Annotated in this window: 26 protein-coding genes and 1 riboswitch; of the genes, 5 read left to right on the top strand and 21 right to left on the bottom strand. The window is 42.4% G+C overall.

Annotated elements, in window-relative coordinates:
* Nucleotides 1-139: 139 nt before the first annotated feature.
* From MHI60_RS14025 to MHI60_RS14000, 6 genes are all read right to left on the bottom strand, one after another.
* The gene (locus MHI60_RS14025) at nt 140-652 is read right to left on the bottom strand and encodes an adenine phosphoribosyltransferase (protein WP_144484776.1); all 513 of its coding nucleotides are present in this window, start codon (nt 650-652) and stop codon (nt 140-142) included.
* A gap of 23 nt (nt 653-675) precedes the next feature.
* On the bottom strand, nt 676-3,000 hold the full coding sequence (gene recJ, locus MHI60_RS14020) for a single-stranded-DNA-specific exonuclease RecJ (RefSeq protein WP_144484778.1): 2,325 nt from the start codon (nt 2,998-3,000) through the stop codon (nt 676-678).
* Nucleotides 3,001-3,081: 81 nt separating this feature from the next.
* Nucleotides 3,082-3,432, bottom strand: coding sequence for a lipopolysaccharide assembly protein LapA domain-containing protein (locus tag MHI60_RS14015; RefSeq protein ID WP_144484780.1), 351 nt, complete (start codon nt 3,430-3,432; stop codon nt 3,082-3,084).
* Nucleotides 3,433-3,533: 101 nt separating this feature from the next.
* On the bottom strand, nt 3,534-4,022 hold the full coding sequence (locus MHI60_RS14010) for a cation:proton antiporter regulatory subunit (protein WP_041115109.1): 489 nt from the start codon (nt 4,020-4,022) through the stop codon (nt 3,534-3,536).
* Nucleotides 4,023-4,207: 185 nt separating this feature from the next.
* A complete protein-coding gene (gene secDF, locus MHI60_RS14005) occupies nt 4,208-6,436 on the bottom strand; it encodes a protein translocase subunit SecDF (RefSeq protein ID WP_144471246.1) in 2,229 nt (742 codons plus the stop codon).
* A 41-nt stretch (nt 6,437-6,477) separates the two neighbouring features.
* A complete protein-coding gene (locus MHI60_RS14000) occupies nt 6,478-6,774 on the bottom strand; it encodes a post-transcriptional regulator (protein ID WP_003216788.1) in 297 nt (98 codons plus the stop codon).
* A 116-nt stretch (nt 6,775-6,890) separates the two neighbouring features.
* On the opposite strand from MHI60_RS14000, the gene spoVB reads away from it, so the two are divergent.
* Complete coding sequence (spoVB, locus tag MHI60_RS13995; protein WP_111292122.1) at nt 6,891-8,441, top strand: stage V sporulation protein B; 1,551 nt, start codon at nt 6,891-6,893, stop codon at nt 8,439-8,441.
* Nucleotide 8,442: 1 nt separating this feature from the next.
* Here the strand turns inward: spoVB and MHI60_RS13990 are convergent, their stop codons facing one another.
* On the bottom strand, nt 8,443-9,105 hold the full coding sequence (locus tag MHI60_RS13990; RefSeq protein ID WP_048238997.1) for a DUF421 domain-containing protein: 663 nt from the start codon (nt 9,103-9,105) through the stop codon (nt 8,443-8,445).
* Nucleotides 9,106-9,257: 152 nt separating this feature from the next.
* Here MHI60_RS13990 and MHI60_RS13985 point away from each other — a divergent pair, with 152 nt between their 5' ends.
* Nucleotides 9,258-9,635 (top strand): TIGR04086 family membrane protein, encoded by a 378-nt coding sequence (locus MHI60_RS13985; RefSeq protein WP_048238998.1) that lies wholly within the window; start codon nt 9,258-9,260, stop codon nt 9,633-9,635.
* Nucleotides 9,636-9,684: 49 nt separating this feature from the next.
* Here MHI60_RS13985 and yajC read toward each other — a convergent pair whose 3' ends face one another.
* The 7 genes from yajC to MHI60_RS13950 form a co-directional block, all read right to left on the bottom strand.
* Nucleotides 9,685-9,951, bottom strand: coding sequence for a preprotein translocase subunit YajC (yajC, locus tag MHI60_RS13980; RefSeq protein WP_003216659.1), 267 nt, complete (start codon nt 9,949-9,951; stop codon nt 9,685-9,687).
* Nucleotides 9,952-9,998: 47 nt separating this feature from the next.
* The gene (gene tgt / locus MHI60_RS13975; RefSeq protein ID WP_024423141.1) at nt 9,999-11,144 is read right to left on the bottom strand and encodes a tRNA guanosine(34) transglycosylase Tgt; all 1,146 of its coding nucleotides are present in this window, start codon (nt 11,142-11,144) and stop codon (nt 9,999-10,001) included.
* A 31-nt stretch (nt 11,145-11,175) separates the two neighbouring features.
* Nucleotides 11,176-12,204 (bottom strand): tRNA preQ1(34) S-adenosylmethionine ribosyltransferase-isomerase QueA, encoded by a 1,029-nt coding sequence (queA, locus tag MHI60_RS13970; protein ID WP_144484782.1) that lies wholly within the window; start codon nt 12,202-12,204, stop codon nt 11,176-11,178.
* 34 nt (nt 12,205-12,238) lie between these two features.
* Nucleotides 12,239-12,439 carry a DUF2905 domain-containing protein gene (locus MHI60_RS13965; protein ID WP_144484784.1) on the bottom strand — a complete coding sequence of 67 codons (201 nt, stop codon included), beginning with the start codon at nt 12,437-12,439 and terminating at the stop codon, nt 12,239-12,241.
* Nucleotides 12,432-13,436: a Holliday junction branch migration DNA helicase RuvB gene (gene ruvB, locus MHI60_RS13960; protein WP_095409187.1), complete on the bottom strand. Its 1,005-nt coding sequence runs from the start codon at nt 13,434-13,436 to the stop codon at nt 12,432-12,434. Before ruvB ends, MHI60_RS13965 begins: the two co-directional genes overlap by 8 nt.
* An 11-nt stretch (nt 13,437-13,447) precedes the next feature.
* Entirely contained in the window at nt 13,448-14,053 is a 606-nt protein-coding gene (gene ruvA / locus MHI60_RS13955) for a Holliday junction branch migration protein RuvA (protein ID WP_111292124.1), read from the bottom strand.
* Nucleotides 14,054-14,201: 148 nt separating this feature from the next.
* Complete coding sequence (locus tag MHI60_RS13950) at nt 14,202-14,702, bottom strand: intercompartmental signaling factor BofC (RefSeq protein WP_073979823.1); 501 nt, start codon at nt 14,700-14,702, stop codon at nt 14,202-14,204.
* Between the two features lie 239 nt (nt 14,703-14,941).
* Here MHI60_RS13950 and MHI60_RS13945 point away from each other — a divergent pair, with 239 nt between their 5' ends.
* Entirely contained in the window at nt 14,942-15,586 is a 645-nt protein-coding gene (locus MHI60_RS13945; protein ID WP_034279877.1) for a serine/threonine protein kinase, read from the top strand.
* A 231-nt stretch (nt 15,587-15,817) separates the two neighbouring features.
* Here the strand turns inward: MHI60_RS13945 and MHI60_RS13940 are convergent, their stop codons facing one another.
* Nucleotides 15,818-16,000: a hypothetical protein gene (locus MHI60_RS13940; protein WP_008342761.1), complete on the bottom strand. Its 183-nt coding sequence runs from the start codon at nt 15,998-16,000 to the stop codon at nt 15,818-15,820.
* Between the two features lie 191 nt (nt 16,001-16,191).
* Between MHI60_RS13940 and MHI60_RS13935 the strand changes: the two genes are divergently transcribed.
* Entirely contained in the window at nt 16,192-16,338 is a 147-nt protein-coding gene (locus MHI60_RS13935; protein ID WP_162842506.1) for a hypothetical protein, read from the top strand.
* A gap of 34 nt (nt 16,339-16,372) precedes the next feature.
* Here the strand turns inward: MHI60_RS13935 and thiC are convergent, their stop codons facing one another.
* Nucleotides 16,373-18,133 (bottom strand): phosphomethylpyrimidine synthase ThiC, encoded by a 1,761-nt coding sequence (gene thiC, locus MHI60_RS13930; RefSeq protein ID WP_144484786.1) that lies wholly within the window; start codon nt 18,131-18,133, stop codon nt 16,373-16,375.
* A 126-nt stretch (nt 18,134-18,259) separates the two neighbouring features.
* Nucleotides 18,260-18,368: riboswitch (TPP riboswitch) on the bottom strand.
* A gap of 238 nt (nt 18,369-18,606) precedes the next feature.
* Here thiC and MHI60_RS13925 point away from each other — a divergent pair.
* Nucleotides 18,607-19,239 carry a LysE family transporter gene (locus MHI60_RS13925; protein ID WP_095409192.1) on the top strand — a complete coding sequence of 211 codons (633 nt, stop codon included), beginning with the start codon at nt 18,607-18,609 and terminating at the stop codon, nt 19,237-19,239.
* A gap of 46 nt (nt 19,240-19,285) precedes the next feature.
* Here MHI60_RS13925 and MHI60_RS13920 read toward each other — a convergent pair whose 3' ends face one another.
* The 5 genes from MHI60_RS13920 to nadB form a co-directional block, all read right to left on the bottom strand.
* Nucleotides 19,286-19,903 (bottom strand): YhcN/YlaJ family sporulation lipoprotein, encoded by a 618-nt coding sequence (locus MHI60_RS13920; RefSeq protein ID WP_095409193.1) that lies wholly within the window; start codon nt 19,901-19,903, stop codon nt 19,286-19,288.
* Between the two features lie 334 nt (nt 19,904-20,237).
* Complete coding sequence (safA, locus tag MHI60_RS13915) at nt 20,238-21,488, bottom strand: SafA/ExsA family spore coat assembly protein (RefSeq protein ID WP_095409194.1); 1,251 nt, start codon at nt 21,486-21,488, stop codon at nt 20,238-20,240.
* Between the two features lie 131 nt (nt 21,489-21,619).
* Nucleotides 21,620-22,729, bottom strand: coding sequence for a quinolinate synthase NadA (gene nadA, locus MHI60_RS13910; protein WP_144484790.1), 1,110 nt, complete (start codon nt 22,727-22,729; stop codon nt 21,620-21,622).
* The gene (gene nadC, locus MHI60_RS13905; RefSeq protein WP_095409196.1) at nt 22,716-23,579 is read right to left on the bottom strand and encodes a carboxylating nicotinate-nucleotide diphosphorylase; all 864 of its coding nucleotides are present in this window, start codon (nt 23,577-23,579) and stop codon (nt 22,716-22,718) included. Before nadC ends, nadA begins: the two co-directional genes overlap by 14 nt.
* Nucleotides 23,561-25,135: an L-aspartate oxidase gene (gene nadB, locus MHI60_RS13900; RefSeq protein WP_144484792.1), complete on the bottom strand. Its 1,575-nt coding sequence runs from the start codon at nt 25,133-25,135 to the stop codon at nt 23,561-23,563. Before nadB ends, nadC begins: the two co-directional genes overlap by 19 nt.
* Nucleotides 25,136-25,215 lie beyond the last annotated feature (80 nt).

Genomic DNA, 25,215 nt, shown 5'->3' with positions numbered 1-25,215 from the left:
ATCACCTTTTTAAATGAAAACTGTATTGTAGTTTATTATCAAGAAAAATTCGATAGATGTAAAGAGAAGAAGTCCGCTAAAAGATTTTTGATAGGAAAAAAGCACCCTTCTTACTGAGTGCTTTTTACGAAAAACTCCATTAGTATTGCATTAACGTCATGATGTCGTAGCCGTCAAGCTTATTTCTGCCGTCCAGATACGTCAGCTCAATCAAAAATGCAATCCCTGCCACAATGCCGCCTAATTCCTCTACAAGCTTGATGGACGCTTCAATTGTTCCACCAGTTGCCAGTAAGTCATCAGTAATCAGAACACGCTGACCAGGACGAATCGCATCTTTATGAATCGTTAATACATCTTTACCATATTCCAAGCCATAATCGACTTTAATGACTTCACGAGGAAGCTTTCCTTCTTTACGAACCGGTGCAAAACCTACACCAAGTGCGTATGCTACAGGGCAGCCAATAATGAATCCACGCGCTTCAGGTCCAACAATAAGATCAATGTCTCTTTCCTTCGCGTATTCAACAATTTGATCCGTTGCATAACGGTACACTTCGCCTTTATCCATCAACGTTGTAATATCTTTAAATTGTACACCTTCCTTTGGGTAGTCAGGTACAACTGTCACATATTGTTTTAAATCCATCTTTTCCTTTTCCTCCTCGTACGTCAAAGCACAGGTGAGACTTCGCTCATCATGCTATTCAGCCATTCCTTCAGCTCTTTAGCTGAGGAATATGTTAGTGTTTGATCGAGTTCCATCAATCGTTGTTTTGCTGTATAGGACGCTGATGCCGTTAAATCTTTTTTAGGGGCATCAAGTACTATTGACAGCACACCATTCTCTATTTTAACAAAACCGAGTTCAAAAAACACCTTTGTCATAAAAATGATTGTATCTTTTGTCCAGCCTCTATGTTTGGCAAGCTCCATTCCTTGTTCTTTGATAGGAAAACTTCCCCGTTTAAACAAGAACCCATAAAACCATTTGAATTGGTCACGGCTTGGGAAAGAGGACATAAAATGATCTTCTTTTCTTTGAAAAACCGTATATATTCTGGCAGGCTTTTGGTTTTCTAAAAGCTGCTTCAGCAATTGCTCATCTGCGGGAACATCCGCAAAGACCACATATTTTCCGTGTACATTAAACGATGATACATTTTCTGCATGAACATGATGAATAGGGATATCGACGTCCTGTTTTGTTGCTTCATCAAAACAGACAATCAAAGATTTTTCTGAATCAAGCGTCGAAACTTTTTTCTCCCAATCCTTTTTCCCACGCAGATCAAACAGCTGCCATTCATCAACTCGTGCATCTTTTAGCATCAGCTGGGGCTTCTTCCGGTTATTCCATTCATTGACGGACATTTCACCAATCACGGAAATGCGGCTTCCTGGAACAATTTCTTCTTTTAATTTCCCTTGGTGAAAACCGACACAATCAAGCAGCTTGTCATCGTCTTTCAGAGACATTTTAATATGGTTGTGATTTGCCCCAATCGTTCGGATATCTTCAAGCTTCGCATCTTCAATCATAATGAACGGTTTTGGGTTTGACATACCGAATGGCGACAGCATCCCCGCTTCTTCAATCGCTTCAACCGTCAATTCGTCTACCTTACACACTGCATCGACTCGCTGGATTGGAATAAAATCTTCTTTCGTCAATGTTTCATTTGCATATTGATTTAATCTTTCCCTTAGTAAATCGACATCATCCGCTCGAAGTGTCATCCCTGCTGCCATCGGATGCCCGCCGAAATGCGGCAGGATGTCGCGGCATTTGCTTAGATGGAAAAATAGATCGAAGCCAGGAATACTCCGGGCTGATCCTTTTGCCATTTGCGTCTCTTCATCTATTCCAAGTACAATCGCTGGACGAGAGAAAGTATCCGTCAATTTAGAGGCAACAATTCCGACAACGCCCGGATTCCATCCAGCTTTCGCTACAACGATCGCAGACTGGTCATCATCTGCCTCTTCCACCAATTGAATCGCTTCTTCTGTGATCGTACTGACAATCTTTTGTCGTTCTTTATTCAGTTCCTGTACAAAACGAGCGAGCTCTTCTGCTTCATCCTTATCCTCAGTCATAAGAAGATGAACGGCTGGATCTGCCTGTTCAATTCGCCCAACAGCATTCAGCCTTGGCGCAATTTGAAAGCCGACCGTTTCCTCATTGGCTTCTTCTAGAGTGGCTCCCGCTTCTTTCAATAACGCTTTCAGCCCCGGTCTATTCGTCTGTCGAAGCTGCACAAGACCTTTTTTGGCGAGCCACCTATTCTCATCATGAAGCGGTACAAGATCCGCGATTGTCCCGATTGCTGCAAGATCTAACAGCTGAACTGGCAGCTTCCCAAGAAGTGCATGCGCCACTTTAAACGCGACACCTACACCAGCAAGTTCTTTAAAGGGATACTCACAGCCCGGCTGCTTAGGATGGACAATGGCAAGTGCCTCAGGCAGCTCCTCACTTGGTTCATGGTGATCTGTAATGATTAGGTCTAACCCTATTTCTTTTGCAATACGTGCTTCATTGACAGCAGCAATGCCTGTATCGACCGTGATGACAAGCGATGCTCCTTGCTCCTTGATATATCGAAATGCCTGTTCATTAGGCCCATAGCCTTCTTTAAATCGATCTGGAATATAAAAGTCTACTATCGCAGACCGCTCTTTTAATGTATGTAAAAGTACAGACGTACTTGTCACACCATCTGCATCATAGTCTCCGAAGATCACAATCGATTCCTGTTCTTCGATCGCTTTGTTGATGCGCTCTACTGCTTCTTTCATTCCTTTTAATAGGAATGGATCATGAAATTCGGCTTTTTGATCAAATAAAAAAGACCTCGCCTCTTCTACTTCTTCAAGTCCTCTTTTTACGAGAAGCGATGCAGTCAGCGCTGAAATATTCAGATTTTCAGAGAGTGATTTCACTTTTTCTTCGCTTGGATGTTCATATTCCCAGCGCATTTTGGATAATAACATAAATTCACCCCTCAACCACACTATTATACTAGAGTGGCCTGAGGGGTTTCAATTTTTATTTTATGAAATTGTGCTGGAAGATTATTTTTCCTTCCGGTCAAATGTTGCTGGCTGTTCTTTTAAAGGTGTGACATGCGTTTTCTTTTGAAGATCTTTGTCTGCCTTTTTCGTCGAAGCAGCAGGTGCAGCGGCTGCACGCTCAGCTCTTAATGCTTTAAGTTCGCGTTTCAGTTTCACAATTTGGAAGATCCCTGCAAAAGCCACAATCAGTCCGCCCATTAAAACTGAACCGATAATGACAAGGATCAGCGGCCATTCAGCCGTTCCAAATAAGTAGTGTACCTCGACAGGCCGTACATTAATCACGGCAAATACTGAGACAATTAATACGAAAATAAATGCGAGTATGATGGTCCATTGTTGTTTGTTCATCTACAAATCCCCCAAGCTTTTTCTTTTATTCTTCCCTTTTCACTGCCTTTTTTAAACACAGAAAGAAAGCAGTGGAAGAAAACCTATCAGCATGGGTATCATCAGCTGCTGAGTTTTTCTTTAATCAGGTTCTTTAATTCTTTTCTTTCTCCAGAAATGACAAGGGTATCCCCTTCTTCGATGATGGTATCTGGTCCTGGATTTAAAATCTTCTCATGTGATTTTCTCACAATGGCGATGACTGTTACTTGATAGTTTTGGCGAACATTGAGGTCACCGATGCTTCTTTGAACAGCTGGTGCATTCTTTTCAATTTTAAACCATTCAATCACCAGTTCATCAATGGCTACCTCTACGGTTTCAAGCGCTTTCGGCTTATAGACCATGCCGCCTAAAATAGCTGCGATTTGTCTTGCTTCTTCATCGTTTAGCAGGATGCCAGAAATCGTTTCTTCGTGGTCGTCCTCCTGAAAATGATACATTTCTCTTCTGCCGTCATCATGCGTAATAATGGCAAGTTTCTCATTATTTCTTGTGATCATTTCGGCTTTATGACCGATACCTGGCAGTTCAGTTTCCCGAACCTTCATAACAGCCCCTCCAATGAATAAAGCCAAATGCCTAAACAGACACTTGCTTTCTATACTGGTCTAAACGTAAGTCATTATAGCAAAAGACCATTTCAAGATCAATGAAACCCAAAATGTTTTTTCAAATCTTCTTATTTTCAGAAAAACCGATAGAAAAAGACTGCCGAAAAGGCAGCCTTTCTAGATTAAATATCTTGATCTGTATCTATCTTAGCTGGTTTTTTCAGCTCACGGCCTTTCCACATCAGCCAAATTTGTGCCGCGATGTAAAGGGATGAATACACCCCTGTTAATAAGCCGACAAGTAAGGCGATGGAGAAGTTTGTAATCGACGCTGATCCGAAGATAAGCAGTGCGACAACAACGACAACTACAGTCAGTACCGTGTTGACAGATCGCGTAAAGGTTTGCTGTAAGCTTAAGTTCACAATGTACGATAGATCTTCAATGGTTTTCGGTTTACGTTTCTTCATTTGCTCACGAACCCTGTCGAAGGTAACGATCGTGTCGTTGATCGAGTACCCAATGACTGTGAGGATCGCGGCAATGAAGGTGACATCTACCTCTAAGCGCGTAATACTAAAGAAGGCGACAATAAAGAATGCGTCGTATAGCAATGAGGCAATCGCCGCAATCGCCATTTTATATTCAAAGCGGATGGATACATATATAATGATCCCAATTGAAGCAATAATAATGGCATATAATGCATTACGGGCAAGCTCTTTTCCGACAGTCGGAGACACTGTACTTACGTTTGGTTCAGTGCCGTATTTATCTTTGAAGTAATCTTTTACTTCAGCAATCTTTTCTTTGTTTGGCACGCCGACAAACCGTGCGGCTGCCTGGTTTTCTTTTTGACCCGATAACACGACACTGTCCGTCTCAAGACCAAGCTTTTTAAAGTCTTGCTCTACTTGTGCAGTTGTCAGCTTGTGATCGCTTTGAACATCAATTCTTGTTCCACTAGCAAAGTCAATACCAGCATTGAGCTTGAAGAGCGAAAGGACGATGATTCCCGCAATAGTAACAGCTATGGAGAAAATCATAAAGCCTTTACGTTTGCTGACGAAATCCCATTTATCAAATGGCGTTTTCGGTTCGGTATTTTCTGTTGTTTCATGAATATTCATGATGTCTTTTTTGCGGACACCAAACCAGCCCTTTTTGCGGTCGAGCGCGCGGCTCTCTACAAGCAGTCCAAGAAGGAATCTTGATAGGAAAACAGCTGTGATAAAGCTTGTTAAAATTGAGAGGATGAGCATTGTTGCAAATCCTTTTACAGAGCTTGTCCCGAAGAAAAACAGCACTCCGCCGGCAATAATACTTGTTAAGTTTGCATCAAAGATGGTCGCAAATGATCTGCGGTTCCCTGACCTGAAAGCAGAACGGACAGATTTGCCGAGCTTCAGCTCTTCTTTGATCCGCTCATAAGTAATAATGTTGGCATCGACAGCCATCCCTACCCCTAGAATAAGTGCGGCAATTCCAGGTAGTGTCATGACCGCGCCCATCCAGTCAAACACTTGCAGCGTAATGTAGATATAAGCTGAAAGTGTGATGACAGCTATAAGACCAGGTAATCGGTAATAAAGCAGCATGAATAAGAAGATAAATGCGATTCCTACAATTCCTGCGAACACTGTTTCGTTCAGTGCTTGTTCACCAAACTGGGCACTCACAGATGTGGAATATTTTTCTGTTAATTTTACTGGCAATGCCCCGGCATTTAAAATACTTGCAAGGTCTTTTGCCTCTTGGACAGTAAACTTTCCTTCAATTTGTACGTCACTGCTGTTAATCTCTTGATTCACATTTGGTGCAGAGACATACTTGTGGTTCGATTTTGAGACTTCTTTTTTGAAGGAATCTCCTTTATGGTAATCAAGCCAAATGACAAGCTGATTATTTGGTGCCATCGCTGCTACTTTTCTTGTGACGTCACCAAATTTTTTCGCATCTTTTAGTTTAACCGTGACAATTGGCTCATTCGTTTGACTGAATGTTTGTTTTGCACTGTTTTCGACTAGGTCAGCCCCGTTAAGAAGTTCTTTATCATTCGTATCTCTGAAGGATAGCTGTGCTTCAGTGGAAAGAATCTCCCTAGCTCTGTTTTGATCTTTTACCCCTGCAAGCTGCACACGGATACGATTATTGCCTTCAATCGAGATGTTCGGCTCACTTACACCAAGAACGTTTGCTCTTCGGTTAAGTGCTTCCACTGTACTAACGAGAACACTATTTGTGATCTTGTCCTCTTTTTTCACTGGATGTACATCATACAGGACTTCAAATCCACCCTGTAAATCCAGCCCTAGCGTCATATCTTTCGCAACAGGCTTTGTTAGTAAGCCTACGCCAGTTCCGATTAACAGAACCACTAAGAAAAACGCAAGAATGCGCCCTTTTTTCATTATGTATTTCCTCCTTAAACACCTGAATCCATTAAGATGGCTTATTTCAACAGTTCATCAAGCATATTCTTGCCATCTTCACTGTCCAAAAAAGCAGACGTTTTAAACGACTGAACGGTTGCATAGTTCATAAATTCGCCTATTTTCACAGATAAAATATCTGCAACCATTTCATGAATCGGATACTCTTGTTTTTTCTTCCACTTCTTATTCTCTAAGTATGACCATAATTCCTCTAAATCTACATCTTTATAGCCCAAAACGATGAATTCTTCAAGCTTACTGAACAGAAAAGGCTTTAAATGGTCTTTGTATATAGCTGCTGGGTGTTGTGTCATTGCGTAGCTCCCCCTTTTCAGTTTTTTATCGAGAGACTTGTCATGCTTGGACGATATACACGCATATCTTATTGTATATGATTCTATGTCGTTTGAGAAGGCAGGTGATCTGTGATTTGACGAAGCAAACGTTTTTAAAGGGGACCATTATTTTAATTTTAGCAGGTTTTATTACGAGAATATTGGGTTTTGTCAATCGAATTGTCATTGCGAGGTTCATTGGCGAAGAAGGGGTCGGGCTTTATATGATGGCTGCACCCACCTTTTTTCTCGCCGTGACGCTCACGCAATTCGGACTGCCTGTCGCTATTAGTAAGCTCGTTGCAGAAGCAGAAGCCCGGGGTGACAAACAGAAAACAAAACGTATTCTGGTCATGTCCCTTGCGATAACGGGAACACTCAGCCTGATATTCACGCCGCTTTTTTTATGGTTTGCGCCCATCATGGCAGAAAATATGCTGACTGATCCTAGAACGGTCTATCCACTGCTTGCTATTACCCCCGTCGTACCAGTCATCGCCATTTCCAGTGTGTTAAGAGGCTATTTCCAAGGCAGACAGCAGATGAGCCCGCTTGCGATGTCTCAAGTTCTGGAACAGGTCGCAAGAATTTCACTAGTGGCGGTATGTACAACGGCTTTCCTTCCTTACGGGATTGAATTTGCGGCAGCAGGTGCGATGATTTCATCTGTGATTGGAGAGATGATTTCACTTGCTTACTTACTGATTGCCTTTCGCTATAAAAAGACCATTCGTATTCGAAAACGATTTTTTAAGGCGATTCATGACGGGAAGGACACGTTTAAGCAGCTGATGAGCATTGCCCTGCCAACAACAGGCAGCCGTTTTATCGGGAATATTTCGTGGTTTTTAGAGCCGATTGTTGTCGCGCAAAGTCTTGCCATTGCTGGTTATGCGGCTGTAGAGGCGACAAGACAGTACGGGGAGTTGACCGGTCTTGCCCTGACCCTTTTGACACTGCCTAGTTTTATTACGTATTCACTCTCCACTGCACTAGTCCCGGCGATCAGTGAAGGAATGGAACAGAACAAACGTAAAACGGTCGAATACCGGCTGAAGCAGGCGATGCGCCTTTGTTTACTCAGCGGAGGCATTTCATGTATTATTCTTTTCGTTTACGCAGAAGATTTAACGCTCTTTATGTATGGTTCATCGCACGCGGCCATTTATGTGAAATTCATGGCACCATTTTTTCTTCTATATTATTTTCAAGGGCCCCTTCAAGCCGTGCTTCAAGCACTCAATTTAGCTGGTGCGGCGATGACCAACAGCCTGATTGGAGCTATTGTAAAAACAGGGATGATTTTTGTCCTTGCTTCACAGCCTGGCTTTGGCATTATGGGCGCAGCACTTGCGATATTAATCGGCATCATCCTTGTCACACTGCTCCATGCGGCAACTGTAGGAAAGGTGCTGCCTATTCATTTACCATTAAAGGAATATGGGCTCTGCGTCCTTGTGATTATCGGTACGGGGGCTGTCAGCCTTTGGCTGAAGTCTCAAGTAAATGGACTCTTTTCTGCTCCACTTGAACTTGTGACACTCATCTTTGTTACGGGCACGTTGTATGTCATTCTATTAATCTGCCTTGGCCTAGTGAAACGAGAAGAGCTGCGCCGCATCCCGTTCATCGGGAAACTGTTTTAGCTCATCTCTTTTTAATCACTTCATCTTTCAAATCAATATAAAACGTTTTTTGATTAAAGCTGCAGTAAGAGATTTGATCGATATCATGATAACCTCTTTTAGCAAGCTCATCTTTCAGCCACTGTTCATTTTGATTGATTTGCTTCAGGTGGTCATGCTGCACTACACCGTCCGCAATAAGTGGAAGCTCAAGCGCTGCATGTTTGCGCTTGTTTTCTTTTTCGACAACAGCGAGCTTGCCAGACGGCTCTAAAATGGCATAAGAGACATCCTGAATGCTGTCGATGTTATTTTCTCTTAATTGAATGAGCAGGTCATCAAAATTGTATCGCTGTTTTCTCATCGCACCCTCGTCTATTTTCCCATTGATGATGAGCAAGGCCGGTTTGCCGTCAAGAAAGCGCCGGACACCTTGGAATTTCAATGAGAGGTAGGCAAGTGTGATTTGAATGAAGGTTAACAGCAGGATTGGCCATACCGTATGTAACATGTGATCCTCTACTTCTTCTATGGCGAGAACTGCAATTTCAGCGATCATCATAAAAATGACTAGATCTAAAATACTGAGCTCGCCAATTTCCCTTTTGCCCATTAAGCGAAAAATAAACCAGATAAGAAAATATAAAATGATGGTTCTCATGGAAATGATCAAGATGTCCTGCATGTGATGTAAACCCTCCTTCTCCAACATAGCTTGTGTCAAAACACTTTATTTATGTAGAAAAGAAACGTCTGAAACATGTCTATTTTTTCTTCACTGTGAATACATTTTAGTAAAAGACAAGCTTCGTTCAAATGGAGAGGAGACGAATCTACATGCAGGAAACGAAACAAATTGGAAAAGGCATTTTATCCGGCTTAATTGCCATTTTTGTCGTGATGGTTGTCACAAGTTTACTTGTGTCACTCATGCTTACATTCACAAGTATGCAGGAATCATCATTTAAATGGATGATTATGATTTTGTCCTTTGCTGCCCTTCTATTAGGAGGCATCATTTCTGGCGGGAAAGCAAAGGAGCGTGGCTGGTTAATTGGTGCGATCACGGCGATGATCTTTTCCCTCACTGTATTTTTATTTCAATATTTGGGGTTTGGAAAAACGTTTTCACCAGAGCAATTCATCTATCATGGGGCATTTTTAGGCATTTGTATGCTTGGGGGAATGATTGGCGTCAATCTTCGAGGCAAATAAAAAAAGAGCGAATCATATCGCTCTTTTTTTATGGCTATGTATCGGAGGATTAGCCTTTGTCAGCTAATTCTCTAATAGCACGACGATCGAAAGTTAAACGGTTGTTTTCGCTTGTTTTGATGACCACTTTTGATTCATCAATGTAGTCGATTTCACCGTGTAATCCACCGATTGTGACGATTTTATCGCCTTTTGATAAAGATTGCTGCATCTGACGCACAGCTTTCTGTTGCTTTTGCTGTGGACGGATTAACAAGAAGTAAAGCACAGCAAACATGACAACAATCATAATGATTGAACCCATACCACCATCCATTCTATTTCACCCCTTTCTAAAGCATTGTAAAGCCTTTCGTTTATGCGTTAAAAGTTTTTCGCATTCGGTTTGTTAAAGCCATAACGCTCAAAAAACTCTTCTTTAAAATCACCTAAACGATCCTCACGGATAGCTTCTCTCACTTGCTCCATTAATTTTAACAGAAAATGAAGATTATGATAAGTTGTTAATCGAATTCCGAACGTTTCATTTGTTCGGATGAGATGTCTAATATAGGCGCGTGTGTAGTTTTTACATGTATAGCAGTCACAGTTTTCATCGATTGGTCTAAAGTCACGCTCATATTTTGCATTTTTCACAACAAGACGGCCTTCACTTGTCATCAAGGTACCGTTTCTTGCAATTCGTGTTGGCAGTACGCAATCAAACATATCTACTCCGCGAATGGCGCCATCAATTAAGGAATCTGGCGAGCCGACACCCATTAGGTACCTCGGCTTGTCTGCCGGTAAAAATGGCGTTGTGAACTCTAGTACACGATTCATCACATCTTTTGGTTCCCCAACAGATAAGCCTCCGATGGCGTAGCCTGGGAAATCAAGTGAAACAAGGTCTTTTGCACTTTGTTTTCGAAGCTCTTCGTATTCTCCGCCTTGGACAATCCCAAACAATCCTTGATCTTCTGGACGCTGGTGCGCTGTTAGACAGCGCTCTGCCCATCTGCTTGTCCGCTCCACAGAACGTTTCATGTAATCGTACTCTGCAGGATACGGCGGGCATTCATCAAATGCCATCATAATATCAGAGCCAAGTGCATTTTGGATATCCATGGCTTTTTCAGGAGATAGGAACAGCTTGTCTCCGTTTAAATGATTACGGAAGTGAACGCCTTCTTCTTCAATTTTTCTAAATTCACTCAATGAAAAAACTTGGAATCCGCCTGAATCTGTTAGAATGGCTCGATCCCAGTTCATAAATTTGTGCAGACCGCCTGCTTCTTTTACGATATCGTGACCTGGACGGAGCCATAGGTGGTACGTATTGCTTAAGATGATGCCTGCATCCATTGCCTTTAATTCTTCAGGCGCCATTGTTTTGACTGTAGCCAGTGTCCCTACTGGCATAAATACAGGTGTTTCAAAGGAGCCGTGCGGTGTATGAACGCGGCCAAGACGTGCACCTGTCTGTTTGCATGATTTAATGAACTCATAACGTATCGGTAATTGCGACAAAAATGAGCCCTCCTGTCTTTGTTGTATGATGTTATTGAATCAGCATGGCATCGCCAAAGCTGAAGAATCGGTATTCCTCTTTCACAGCCTCATTGTACGCTTTTAGTACGTGCTCTCGTCCAGCTAATGCGCTGACAAGCATAATTAACGAGGATTTTGGCAGATGGAAATTCGTGATCATGCCATCAATTGCCTTGAATGTGTAGCCAGGGTAAATAAAGATCGACGTCCAGCCGCTTGAGGCTTTGAACTCACCATCATGTGCACTTGCAATGGTTTCAAGCGTTCTTGTTGACGTTGTGCCGACTGAAATAATCCGTCCGCCTTCCTTGCGAACGCGATTAAGCTCATCAGCTGTTTCTTCATTCATTTCATAAAACTCTGCGTGCATTTCGTGTTCTTCAATACGTTCTGCACTTACCGGACGAAACGTGCCAAGCCCTACGTGCAGCGTAATGAAAGCAATGTGTACACCTTTCGCTTTCAGCGCATCCAGCAGCTCGGTTGTAAAGTGGAGACCGGCAGTTGGCGCAGCAGCGGAGCCGACCTCTTTTGAATAAACGGTTTGATAGCGTTCGCGGTCGTCAAGCTGCTCTTTAATATATGGAGGCAGCGGCATTTCACCAAGGGATTCAAGCACTTCATAAAAAATGCCTGTATATTGAAACTCGACTTTTCTTCCGCCATGTTCCATTTCCTCTGTACATACCGCTTTGAGCCGTCCATCACCAAATGTGATAACCGTCCCTTTTTTCACCCGTTTCGCTGGTTTGACAAGTGTTTCCCAGTTGTCTCCTTCTTCTTGTTTCAATAGAAGCAGCTCAACTTTGGCACCTGTATCCTCTTTCATCCCAAACAGACGTGCAGGCAGAACGCGTGTGTTGTTTAGAACGAGACAATCACCCTTTTGAAAATAATCGATGATTTGTGAGAATGTATCATGTGTAATCGCACCCGTTTGTTTGTTTAAGACCATCAGTCTTGATGCATCTCGTTGTTCAAGCGGCACTTGTGCAATTAATCTTTCTGGTAAATCAAAATCAAATAGTTCTAGCTTCATTTCCTTCACCTATTCTGTAGTTAACTAGTTAACGTTATTTCATCCGTCCAAAGATATTCAGTAATATGGTTAGTACGAGGCTAATGACAATGCATGTAATGACAGGAAAAAAGAAAGTCACATTTCCTTTTTTTACAAAAATATCACCTGGAAGCTTACCAACCAATTGAAACACTAATCCTGCGGCAAAAAGGACACCACCTAAAATCATTAACATTTTAGGGAATTCAGTCACGAATCGGAACCTCCATTTGAAAATGTTCATACGCTTCTCTTGTGACGACCCGCCCTCTTGGTGTTCTTTGCAGAAAACCAATTTGCAGTAAGTACGGTTCGTACACATCTTCAATCGTATGTGATTCTTCTCCAATTGTCGCTGAGATCGTATCAAGCCCAACAGGACCGCCTCTAAATTTTTCGATCATGCTTAAAAGCAGCTTATGGTCGATATGGTCGAGGCCCAGTCTGTCGACTTGAAGACGCTCAAGGGCATCTTCCGCAATGTCCTGCGTAATGGCATGATTCCCAAGCACCTGCGCAAAATCTCTTACTCTTCTGAGCAAACGATTGGCTACCCTCGGTGTTCCCCGGGAACGTCTCGCAATCTCTTCGGCTGAGCGAAGATCAATCCCAATCTCAAACAGTTCGGCTGTTCTTGCCACAATGTGAGCCAAATCTCTTTGCTCATAGTATTCCAATCTTGCATGTACCCCAAACCTATCACGAAGCGGCGCTGTTAACAGCCCGACACGGGTCGTTGCACCTACAAGCGTAAATGGCGGTAAATCAAGCCGTACAGAGCGTGCTGTATCTCCTTTTCCAATGACAATATCTAAACAAAAATCCTCCATTGCTGGGTACAGCACTTCTTCAATTGAGCGCTGCAAGCGGTGAATTTCATCAATAAACAATACATCACCTGGCTCAAGAGATGTTAAGATGGCCGCCAAATCACCAGGACGCTCAATCGCTGGTCCTGACGTTGTACGCAGCTGAACATTCATTTCATTGGCAATGATCGACGCAAGCGTTGTTTTCCCAAGTCCAGGAGGTCCATATAAAAGGACGTGATCAAGCGTTTCCTGCCTCATGCGGGCAGCTTCAATAAATACGCTGAGGTTATCCTTTACTTTTTGCTGACCGATATATTGGCTAAGTGTCTGTGGCCGCAGACTTTGCTCAATGGCTGATTCATGGTTGTCTGCTTCAGTTGAGACGAGCCGTTCATCCATGAGACATCACCCTATTTCAACATTTTTTGTAAAGCTTTTTTCACATATTGATCGGTTGTGAGATTCTTTTCTTCTTTTAATAATGGAAGAACCTTTTTGATTTCACGATCACCGTATCCAAGAACACTTAAGGCTTCAATCGCTTCATCTAATGCAGTTTGCTGCGTTTCAACCTGAATGTGATCCTCGTGATTAAATAAGTTGCCAATCATTTCTGGCACTACATCTGCAAGTTTTCCTTTTAGATCCAGAATGATTTGACGTGCTGTTTTTTTGCCCACTCCAGGGAATTTAATCAGGAACGCTTCATCTTCACGTTCTATTGCTGAAATGACAGCGCCAGGATCACCGGAAGCAAGGATGGCGAGTGCACCCTTTGGCCCAATTCCTGTGACATTTAACAGTTTTGTGAACAGCGCTTTTTCTTCTCGTGTTTGAAAACCGTATAACGAGAATGCGTCTTCCTTTATGTAATGATACGTATAAATCGTTTCTTGTTTATTTACTCGATAGATAAACGGGTTTGGGGTATAGACTTGATATCCCACTCCGCCGTTTTCAATGACAACATATTGCGGGCACACATAATCAATGGTCCCTTTTACAAACTCTATCACCGTTTTCACCTCTTTGACTGTTCTTCATTGTAACATAAATCGAAGAGAAAACCGCAATAAAAGTTAACATACGTTCGCTCAGTACATTTTTATGATGAAACCACGAAAAACAGCTTGCGGCCTTCACACCAGCAAGCTGTTACACGCTTTAAAACGATATTTCATTTCGGTAAGGCTTCATGACTTCAAGCACATGCTCAAATTCATCCTTCGTTCGAAAAGGAATACCTTGCTCAAGCTGCTTCTCCACATGACTTTCTAAACGGGACGTATCAATTTGAAAAAAGAGATGAATAGGCTCCGCCCAGCCGTCAGGCCTTCCATGAAACGTAGAAATCACACCGTCCTCTGATAATCCGATATATCCATTTGCTTTACTTAATGGAGAGATATCATCAATTTGCTTTCTAAAAAGGGCAAAATCCTCTTTTTGCTCTACCAGCGTCCAGCCTTTATACTGCGCCCAGAATGTGTCTTTGTCTTCTAATGATGCCCGGTGTCTTTCAATACTCACATCGCCATCTAGATAGACTTTTTCAAGCTGGACGGTGATAGAGTTTGACTGCTTTTGCAAGTGTTCTTTTCCTTCCATATCCGCAGCGAAAAAAAGCACACTTGTCATGATAAGTCCTGTAACGAAACATTTCATCTTCACTTTCACTATTTACACCTCTTTAGAACATGAGATCGATGCATGACATATGTAGTTTGACCCATTTTTCTAAACATTAACCAAATCGATCATTCAAATGTATGGTAAGAGTCTTTCGTTGTATCCTTCATTCGTAAATGTTATGTTTTATACAATCCATTGCTTTATCGAATGACACGGTTTTTTCATCATTCGTTTTTCAGCCGCATAAACTGAAACCAAAGAAGGTGAAGTCAATGTCAGATGTCAAAAGATTAGCCGAATCGATTCAGTATCATGAAGAGAAACGTTTTCATAAGCTTGCCTATAAACCGGCAGAGCTTGAACTGTGCGGCAAAGGAAGAAGTGCCTATGTCTTTTTATACAAAAAAGACGGCAAGAAAATGGCACTAAAAGTCTTTTTCCCTTCTTATCAGCATATTGCCCGCAAAGAGGCTGCCATTTACGAAAAACTTTCCGGTTCGTCTTACTACCCTGAGATTTATGAGTCTGGGGATCAGTATATTTTAATGGAATATATTAAAGGCTACACATTCTATGAATGCCTTACAAAAGGAATTCCTATTAAAAAACAAATGATTGAACAAGTCGATGATGCGCTGGAGGAAGCGCGTGAGAAAGGATTGAATCCTTCTGACATCCATCTGCGCAATCTGATCTTAACAAAAGAAGGACGGATCAGAGTCATTGACGTTGCCAGATTCACGCAAACGAAAGCATGTCATCAATGGGATGATTTAAAAGCCGCTTATGCCTATTACCAAAAACCTTTTTTCCCTAAAAAAGCACCGCGCCTGTGGCTTGAAGTGATTGCTTATTTGTATAAAAAGAACTGGCTGTCCCGCGGGCAGCTTAATAATCGAAATGATTTTTCTGCATAATGAAAGCCGCTCAAAGAGAGCGGCTTTCTGCGCGTAGACAAACCCTCGCATTCGGTGTCAGTCCTGCGTGCCGGTGCTCACGAATGTCATATTCGCTCCGCTCCGGTACTCGTCCTTCCTAGACTGCAAAGGTTTTCTATCACGCTGAAAAGAAGACAAAGGGCTAAAATAGAGATCATTTAGCCCTTTGTCAAAAATCTGAATCCGCTCTCTCCGAGCGGCTTTCTGTTGTTATTCTGTTTCTACATGGATACTATTGACGTTTAATAGGTTAATGATTTCATTATTCAGCTTAAACCAATGATTGGCTTCTTCAATTTTTTTATACACATCATAGGTAGCTGGGCGTTTTAGCTCGAAATCAAGCACTTCCCCATTGTTCATATGAAATGTTACCTTAAATACTTTCATCATAAGATCACCTTCCACTCTTCTTGTTCGCTGGTCAAAAAGATCAGCTCTTTTCATTCATTCTCTATTCAACTCGTTTCCCCTCCTTGTTTCCATTCAAACCCAAGAAGTTTAAATTTTGTTTAAATTCACACAACATATCTTTCTCTCAGATCTGCAAAGAAGTATATTGGTTAAAAAGGAGGCTGCCCTTGATGAAGCAGAAAAAGAAACGAACATCTCCAGAAAAACAAACAGTCTTTTTTCATTTAACAGATGCTCTCATTCCGAGTGTGGACATGATGGCATATGCAGCAAAGGCATTTTTTCACCTTTTAAGAAAAGCCTTTTCAGCCGTTTGATAAAACCCCGCACAGCATCGTGCGAGGTTCTTTTTTAGGGCTGATAAATTTGACTTCCCTGGCTGACAAACTCCTTCGCCTTCTTTTCCATCTCTCTTTTCACTTCTTCAGATTGATTGCGGATATCATGGGAAATTTTCATACTGCAAAACTTCGGTCCGCACATCGAGCAAAAGTGAGCGGTCTTAGCGCCTTCAGCAGGCAATGTTTCATCATGGAACGCCAAGGCTCTTTCTGGATCCAGAGACAAGTGGAATTGGTCCCGCCATCTAAATTCAAATCTCGCTTTTGATAATGCATCATCACGCTTTTGAGCAGCAGGATGTCCTTTTGCTAGATCAGCGGCATGTGCGGCAATTTTATAGGCGATCACGCCTTCTCTCACATCTTCTTTGTTCGGCAGACCTAAATGCTCTTTTGGCGTTACATAGCACAGCATGGCTGTTCCGTACCAGCCGATCATGGCAGCGCCGATGGCGGATGTAATGTGATCATACCCCGGCGCGATATCTGTTGTAAGTGGCCCTAACGTATAAAATGGTGCTTCCTTGCAAATGTCCATTTGCTTGTCCACATTCTCTTTGATTTTATCCATTGGGACATGTCCGGGCCCTTCAATCATTACTTGCACATCATGTTTCCAAGCGATCTCTGTTAATTCACCTAACGTTTCCAGCTCTGCAAACTGCGCCTCATCATTGGCATCAGCAATCGAGCCTGGTCTAAGTCCATCTCCAAGAGAAAAGGCGATATCATACGTTTTCATAATTTCACAAATGTCTTCGAAGTGGGTGTAGAGGAAATTCTCTTGATGATGAGCAAGACACCATCTTGCCATAATCGCACCGCCTCTTGAAACAATTCCGGTCACCCGATCGACTGTCAGCGGAATATATCTTAATAGCACGCCCGCATGAATCGTGAAATAGTCTACACCTTGCTCTGCTTGTTCAATTAATGTGTCTCTATACACTTCCCACGTCAAATCTTCTGCGACTCCATTCACTTTTTCAAGGGCCTGATAGATAGGAACGGTTCCTACTGGGACTGGGCAATTCCGAATGATCCATTCTCTCGTTGTATGAATATCCTTTCCAGTAGACAGATCCATCATTGTGTCTGCCCCCCATCTGATCGCCCACGTCATCTTTTCTACCTCTTCATAAATGGATGATGTGACAGCTGAATTGCCAATATTCGCATTGATTTTGACATGAAAATTCCTTCCGATAATCATTGGTTCACTTTCAGGATGGTTAATGTTCGAAGGAATGACGGCTCTTCCGCTCGCTACTTCCTCTCTAACGAACTCAGGGCTTAGCTCTTCTCTTATTGCGATAAACTCCATTTCAGGCGTAATGATGCCTTTTTTGGCATAATGCATTTGCGTCACGCGCGCTCCTTGTTTCGCGCGGAGCGGTATATGATGAAAATCAGTCTGGATAGAATGGAAGGACTCCTTCTCCCTTGAACGATATCCGTTATCTTCCGGTTTTACATGACGCCCTTCATAGCTTTCTGTATCTCCTCTTTCTTCAATCCATGCTGCCCTAAGGCGCTTTAATCCCTTTGTGACGTCAATATGAACGTTCTCATCGGTGTACGGTCCACTTGTATCATATACGCGGACTGGTTCATTTTGAATGTCGCCCGCTTCTGTCACAGTATGTGAGAGCGTAATCTCTCTTTTTGGCACTAAGATATCGGGTCTTGACCCTTTCTCATACACCTTTTGGCTGCCGTCAAAGCTGGATAATAATGATTGGTTGGATGGGACACTTTTCTTTTCTTTCATTTGCTGTTCTCTCCTTTTCTTCTTGTCACCGGACAGGATGGAATCAGCACCAGCAAAAAACCAGGCTCTATTTAAAGAACCTGGTTTCGTCGTCAGAAATAAACATGCATATCATTGATATGATCCATGCATCATCTTCAACTTCCCCACGCTGGTACGAGCCAGATCAGGTCCAAAGGGTTAAGAAGCTTATGCTACTCTCTCAGCCCATTTACGGGCACCCCTAGTCACTTTTATTGATTTCCACATCAGTGTAGCATAGAGACATCGTGAAAAAAAGAGAATTCAGGAAAATAGTTCCTTTCCCCTACAAGCTTTATAGACCATGTTGATATACAGACTTCTATACATAATCTGTTCCTCTTATTTCAATTAAATTTGAAATAATCGTTGATCCTTTTCTCCTATTATGTATAATTAATCTAAACGGAGAATTTTTATACAATTCATTAATCAAAGGAAGTTCTAGTCGATTGCAAACATTTCTCACATTTATCGTCGTAGGATTCTCAATTGCTCTGCCTGTTGGAGCAATCACGGTTGAAATGACAAAACAGGGACTGAAAAACGGATTCTTTCATGGTTTAACTGTCGGAGCAGGCGGTATGACCATAGACTTATTACTCATCTTGGCTTTATATGCTGGATTTGCTCAGTTTTTATCTTTGCCGTTTGTTCAAATCCCGCTCTGGCTGATCGGAGCTGTATTCTTAATGATTCTCGCATACGATTCCATTAAAAATGCGGATCAAGATATCTATTTAGCAGGAGAAAAGGTTAATAAGTCTTATGCAAAAACATATCGGAACGGCTTGCTCGTGGCGGTATCTCCTGGAAATCTTGTGTTCTGGGTTTCTGTTTTTGGTGCTGTACTTGCGGATGCTTATACAAAAACAGATTCATCTGAATTTATGCTGGCTGCCGGCGGTATTTTGGCAGGGATTCTCCTTCATGACATCGGTCTTCTCACACTTGTATCCTTAACAAGAAAAGTGATGAATCGAACGATGATCAAGTGGACATCCATTATTGCTGGTATTTTATTACTAGGGTTTGGCTGTTATTTCTTTTACGAATTTTATATAGGCATCAAAGTTTATTTTTAAGAAAAGGCTAAAGTTCGTGATGAACTTTAGCCTTTTTGATGTCAAACTACCGGGTCATGCCTGTTTGACCTGTTTCAAATTGCGTTCTTCTCATATCTCTAAAGCGTGTGAATGCACCTTCATCTTTTATGACTTGGACTGCTCTTCCATCCGCATAACGAGTCGCTGCTTCTTCTACTTGTGATACGCCTTCTGACGTGAGGCGGCCATCTGATTTAATGGCTATATACACATTCTCATCCGTCACCATGACTTGAGAGTCTGTTACGTGATTCATTTTATTGACGCGGTTGGCAATTTTTCTTGAACGCTGAATGTTCTCTTGTTTATCGTAGCCTGAGAACGACATTTGGTTATGATAGTTCATATCTCCATGACTGTAGCGTCCATCTCCACCTGTGAGAGGCATTCGATCATCAGCTTGAGGACGTGTACGGTAATCAACATTCGTTGTATTTCTACCGTTCATTCCCTCCATGAGTTCAGAAACTGGTCCTTGATGATCCTGGTTGTTGTCGTCCGCTCGTTGATTTGAATGATAACCAACCGGCTGGCCTGATTGATTATGACGTGTATCGACACCTGCGTTATTATTTGCACCACATGCCGTTAAACCAATAGGAAGAAGCACTAATGCGATTGTTTTTTGCCATTTTTGTCTCAAACGAAAAACCCCCTGTACAAATTCAATCTCATGAGCGCGAAACAGGCTCTGTTTTAGCATGTACAGTTAGGAGAAAAATCAAGCTGTCAGTTATAAACAAAAAAAGGAACGATTGAGATCGTTCCTTCTGATTGGTGACAAAGGGCTAAAATGTTCTTGATTTTAGCCCTTTGTCTTCTTTTCAGCGTAATAGAAAACCTTTGCAGCCCTAGGAAGGGCGAGTACCGGAGCGGAGCGAATTTGACATTCGAGAGCACCGGCGCACAGACCTGACACCGAATGCGAGGGTTTGTCTACACGCCGAAAGGAACGATTGACATCGTTCCTTCTGTCATTAATCTTCTTCTTCTTCCTCCGGCCTTGCAAAAACGGATTGACCTGGATATGGCTGCATATAAGGCTGAGCTGGATAAGCCCCCATTTGGCCATAAGGAACAGGATTCGGATAATGTCCCGGCCAAGGCTGATGATGCTTCATGCCATCATCGCATCCGCAGTCTTCCTTGCCATATGCTGCATTTGAAACGTTTGGATAGAAGCCTTGATTTGCGTTGGCATTTGCGTTGGCGTTGGCGTTTGAATGCATATGGTGATGCCAGTGATGTCCGTCGTTTGCATGATGCTCAAGATTTTCTCCATAGTAAGCTGGCGCTTGATACGCAGGATAATACGAATGAGCCGGATATGGATATGGCATCATGTGATGGTGATAATATGGCTGGATAGGATAACATAGGCCTGATCCCGGTAAGATTGGCGATGCCGGCACCATTTGCTGCGGATATGGATACATTGCTGGCATGTAATGACCATAACCATAATAAGGATCATATGGTTCATGATGATGGTGCTGGTGATGATGCTCCTTATTTTCAGCTATTCCTCCTACCGCTGCCCCTCCCACATTTGGCATTTGCGGGAAGTTAGGAAGATTTGGGTAATTGCTGTGCTCCATATCTTTTCCCTCCTCCTTTTGATGCGGAATATGAATAAACGGATCATACCCCTTTGCCACTTCATCTTTTAGATGACCTTTATTTTCATGATGAAAATGGTCCTTGTGATCTTTATGTTCCTTATTTTCATGATGGACATGACCCTTGTTATCTTTATGGTCTTTATTTTCATGATGAAAATGATCTTTGTGATCCTTTTTGTCATGAACGTGATCTTTTTTCTCGTGATGATCTTTTTTGGGAGGAGGCGTGAATGGCTGGTAGAGATTGGTCTGATAATAGTTCACATCGACTTGCGGAAAAACTGGCTGTTCGATCTTTGGCACTGGCGGTACATAAGGTACCGGTTCATTTGGCTTTTCCTTCGGTTTCGTATCTTGCACTTGCACGACATCTTTTGGCTTTTCTTTCACATACGGATGTTCTTTCGTTTTTGGCATTTCTTTTACTTTGTGATGATCTGTTTTCACAGGAACACCACTAGATGGAATCTTAATCTTCATACCTGGCATGATCAAATCAGGATTACTGAGCTGTGAATTTAGTTTTTTCAATTCTTGAAAGTCGACTCCATATTTCTTTGAAATTTTCCAAAGGGAGTCTCCTTTTTGCACAATATGAATTTTCAACGTTTTCCCCTCCTATGCAAAACGTGAACGTAACGGTTATGTCAGAAGTACAATATGTTTCAACATAAATTTATGCCTATTTACAAGCCGATATGATAAAAACTTGTTTTCTGATAGGAGGGGCTGATTCATTATTTAATGGCGAGCATTTTCTCGAGTGCAAGCAAAGCGTCTTTCGTGATGTCTTCATTGACCTGTATCAACCCGGCCGGCTGACCCTTCTCAATGCTTTCAAGTGACCATAGCAAATGAGGCAGATCAATCCGGTTCATAGTCAAGCATGGACACATATCTGGGTTGAGGGATTCAATTTGTTTATCTGGGTGCTGCGCTATGATCCGTTTGACTAAATTCATCTCTGTTCCAATTGCCCATTTGCTTCCTGCTGGTGCCTGTTTAATCGTATCAATAATAAATTTCGTTGAACCTGCTAGGTCAGAAGCCCTTACGACCTCATGCGTGCATTCAGGGTGAACAAGAATTTGAATGTCACGGTCTTTTTTTCTCATTTCTTCTATATTTCGAACAGTAAATTTCTCATGTACGGAGCAATGGCCTTTCCATAAAATCATCTTAATACGGGAAAGCGGCTGATCGGTGATGAGCTTTTCTTCTATCTGATCCCACACAGCCATTTCCTCTAGCGGAATACCTAAATCAAATGCTGTATTACGCCCTAGGTGCTGATCAGGGAGAAACAGAATTCGTTCTTTTTGTGTCAGCGCCCACTCGAGTACTTTTTTAGCGTTTGACGAAGTAACAGTTGCCCCGCCATGCTTGCCGACAAATGCTTTAATATCTGCTGTTGAATTGACATACGTAAGTGGAAGTATTGTATCCCCAAACAGTTCAGTGAGCTGCTCCCATGCTCTGTCTGTTTGTTTCATATTTGCCATATCTGCCATTGAACAGCCTGCCCTCATATCTGGCAATACGACGCTTTGATTCTTGTTTGACAGCATATCTGCCGTTTCTGCCATAAAGTGAACACCGCAGAACACAATGTATTCAGCCTCGTGATTGTCAGCAGCGATTTGTGCCAGCTGCAATGAATCTCCTGTTGCATCTGCAAATTCGATGACCTCATCCTTTTGATAATGATGGCCCGGTATAAAAAGCTTTGAGCCAAAAGCCCGCTTAATGTCTAACACTCGCTGCTTCATCTCATCTTCAGAGCGGTGTTTATATTCATCTGGCATCATGACTGCATGTTGATTGGCTAATACATTAAGCATGGACATGAGTCGTTCCCCCTTTATGACTGAATTCCATATTCATACTGAAATCAAATGCTGGAGCAGAATGAGTCAGAAAACCAAGCGAAATAAGATCGACTCCTGTCCCCCTGTAGCTTGGCAATGTCTCTAGCGTAATGCCCCCTGATGCTTCTGTCAGAATGGACTTTGGCGTCATTTGTTTAAAACGTTTTACCTCATCCGGAGAGCAGTTATCAAACATAATGACATCCGCTTTTGCATCAATGGCTTCCATTAGCTGCGTTTCTGATTCAATTTCCACTTCAATTTTCACCATATGACCGGCATATGCTCTTGCTTTCTCTACAGCTTCACGGATAGAACCGCATGCGGCAATATGATTATCTTTAATCATTACCCCATCCGATAAACCAAAGCGATGATTCTTTCCACCGCCTGTCTTTACTGCGTATTTTTCTAACATACGCAAACCTGGTGTTGTTTTTCTCGTATCACAAATCGTAATAGACGGGTCACCTAATCGCTGCACCGCCTCATGTGTTAAGGTGGCGATACCTGTCATTCGCTGCAATAAATTTAAAATGACCCTCTCTCCCTTTAATAAGTCGTTGACTGGACCCTTTATTTTTGCCAGTACAGCACCAGAATGAATCAAATCACCTTCTTGAAAAAACAATTCAGTTTGAATCTGTTCATTCAACAGGCGGTACCCTATATCAATCAGTTGTGATCCTGCCAATACACCAGATTGTTTCGCAATGATAAGAGCTGTTCCTTTCTTGTCTCCAAAGATGGCATCAGCTGATACATCTCCAAAACCAATATCTTCTGTGAAAAAATGAGTGAGCATTTGTTTTAACTGTAAACGTTCCATTTGGCACCGATCCTTTCATTTTTCATGATATGAACGTGACCTTTTTCATGAACAATCTGCCTGCCCTGCCATAACGCATCGCTTCGCTCTGGATAATCCATTCGATAATGGCCCCCTCTGCTTTCTGTACGGAGTAATGCAGATTTAGCAAGACAAACCGCTAATGCCCATTGATTGCTTAATTCGATCTGTTCATTTGTGATATCCTTCACATTAATTTGCTGAAAATTGACATGCTGCAACGAATGAAGCAAAGTTTGTAAACCTTTTTCATCTCTCACAATGGCCGCATATGTAGTCATCCATTGTCTAAGCTGAGCTTTTGAAATCATTGGGACCTGCCATATTTCTCGGATAGAAAAAGATGAGCTGGTTTCTTTCTGTTTAGGCAGCTGCTTCATTCTCTGTGCCGCTTTGCTGCCTAACACGAGACCTTCCAGAAGAGAATTACTCGCCAATCGATTCGCACCGTGTAAGCCGGTGCAGGCCGCTTCTCCAATGGCAAATAGCGCTGGAACAGTGGTTTCTCCATATTCATTGACGCTGATTCCGCCCATTAAAAAGTGCATACCGGGGGAAATTGGCAGCCTGCCGCTTGCCATATCGACGCCTGCACACTGACACATCGCATCTATTGCTGGAAAACGAGCTGAAAAATGCGGAATTTCATGGATGTTAAGATACAATTGATGACCTAATTGCTGCTCATGAAAAATAGCTCTAGCGACCACATCTCTAGGTGCTAAATCAGCTTGTGGATGAATACCTTTCATGATCCGCCTGCCTGTTTCATCTTCTAAATAAGCTCCCTCTCCCCGTACTGCCTCTGAAATGAGACCAACTGCTTTTCCAGCGATTGTTAAAAGAGTTGGATGGAATTGAACAAATTCGAGATCCACTAATTGCGCCCCGGCTCGATAGGCCATCATCAGTCCGTCTCCTGTTATAGAAGGATCATTTGTATTTGTCTCATATAGGGAGCCGCAGCCGCCAGTTGATAAAACAACGGCATCTGCGGCCATCGTATGTACGTGTCCTGTCTCGTCTTTCCATACAACACCCGTACATGTCCCTTCATGAACTAATAGATCAATGACATGATGATACTCGTATAAATGAATATGTGAGCCGAGCTGACTTTTTAGATACTGCACAAGGGTTTTACCTGTTTGATCTCCTCCCGCATGCAAGATGCGATGAGTGCTGTGAGCTCCCTCTTTGCCTAATTGCGGCTCTCCCATCTCATCTTGATCAAATGGACAGCCTTCTGCTACGAGCTGGTCCACAAGGTGTTTTCCAAGTCTCACGATTTCTTGTACGGTTCTTTCATCATTGTGGTCACAGCCGGCAGCTAGTGTATCTTGCACATGCTGCTGAACAGAATCATGTGCTGAAAAGGCAGCAGCGATTCCTCCTTGTGCCAGCATGGAATTACTAGATGAAAATTGTTTTTTTGTCATCATGATGACCTGGCAACTTTTCGAAATGTTTTTTGCAAAGGAAAGCGCTGCAATGCCTGATCCCACCACAATGACTTTTTTGATTGATGACACCATCGCCCCTCCTGTCATTTACACCTGTCTTGACACATATCATTACACAACACTAAAATAAATACAAGAAAAAAATTTTACAC

This window comes from Bacillus sp. FSL K6-3200 (assembly GCF_038630485.1).
Lineage (GTDB): Bacteria > Bacillota > Bacilli > Bacillales > Bacillaceae > Bacillus > Bacillus safensis.
Note: the sequence above shows the minus strand (reverse complement) of the source record. Positions and strands in the feature narration are given on the sequence as shown.

Excerpts from the sequence above, each read along its gene's own strand:
- MHI60_RS14015 (WP_144484780.1), bottom strand. The coding sequence starts at position 3,432 with ATGAACAAACAACAATGGACCATCATACTCGCATTTATTTTCGTATTA.
- yajC (WP_003216659.1), bottom strand. The coding sequence starts at position 9,951 with ATGGATGGTGGTATGGGTTCAATCATTATGATTGTTGTCATGTTTGCT.
- nadC (WP_095409196.1), bottom strand. The coding sequence starts at position 23,579 with ATGGAACGTTTACAGTTAAAACAAATGCTCACTCATTTTTTCACAGAA.
- recJ (WP_144484778.1), bottom strand. The coding sequence starts at position 3,000 with ATGTTATTATCCAAAATGCGCTGGGAATATGAACATCCAAGCGAAGAA.
- thiC (WP_144484786.1), bottom strand. The coding sequence starts at position 18,133 with ATGAAAGAAAAGAAAAGTGTCCCATCCAACCAATCATTATTATCCAGC.
- MHI60_RS13945 (WP_034279877.1), top strand. The coding sequence starts at position 14,942 with ATGTCAGATGTCAAAAGATTAGCCGAATCGATTCAGTATCATGAAGAG.
- queA (WP_144484782.1), bottom strand. The coding sequence starts at position 12,204 with ATGAAGCTAGAACTATTTGATTTTGATTTACCAGAAAGATTAATTGCA.
- nadA (WP_144484790.1), bottom strand. The coding sequence starts at position 22,729 with ATGTCCATGCTTAATGTATTAGCCAATCAACATGCAGTCATGATGCCA.
- MHI60_RS14010 (WP_041115109.1), bottom strand. The coding sequence starts at position 4,022 with ATGAAGGTTCGGGAAACTGAACTGCCAGGTATCGGTCATAAAGCCGAA.
- MHI60_RS14000 (WP_003216788.1), bottom strand. The coding sequence starts at position 6,774 with ATGACACAACACCCAGCAGCTATATACAAAGACCATTTAAAGCCTTTT.
- nadB (WP_144484792.1), bottom strand. The coding sequence starts at position 25,135 with ATGGTGTCATCAATCAAAAAAGTCATTGTGGTGGGATCAGGCATTGCA.
- MHI60_RS13990 (WP_048238997.1), bottom strand. The coding sequence starts at position 9,105 with ATGCAGGACATCTTGATCATTTCCATGAGAACCATCATTTTATATTTT.
- MHI60_RS13940 (WP_008342761.1), bottom strand. The coding sequence starts at position 16,000 with ATGATGAAAGTATTTAAGGTAACATTTCATATGAACAATGGGGAAGTG.
- MHI60_RS13935 (WP_162842506.1), top strand. The coding sequence starts at position 16,192 with ATGAAGCAGAAAAAGAAACGAACATCTCCAGAAAAACAAACAGTCTTT.
- ruvB (WP_095409187.1), bottom strand. The coding sequence starts at position 13,436 with ATGGATGAACGGCTCGTCTCAACTGAAGCAGACAACCATGAATCAGCC.
- secDF (WP_144471246.1), bottom strand. The coding sequence starts at position 6,436 with ATGAAAAAAGGGCGCATTCTTGCGTTTTTCTTAGTGGTTCTGTTAATC.
- MHI60_RS13985 (WP_048238998.1), top strand. The coding sequence starts at position 9,258 with ATGCAGGAAACGAAACAAATTGGAAAAGGCATTTTATCCGGCTTAATT.
- MHI60_RS13950 (WP_073979823.1), bottom strand. The coding sequence starts at position 14,702 with ATGAAATGTTTCGTTACAGGACTTATCATGACAAGTGTGCTTTTTTTC.
- MHI60_RS14025 (WP_144484776.1), bottom strand. The coding sequence starts at position 652 with ATGGATTTAAAACAATATGTGACAGTTGTACCTGACTACCCAAAGGAA.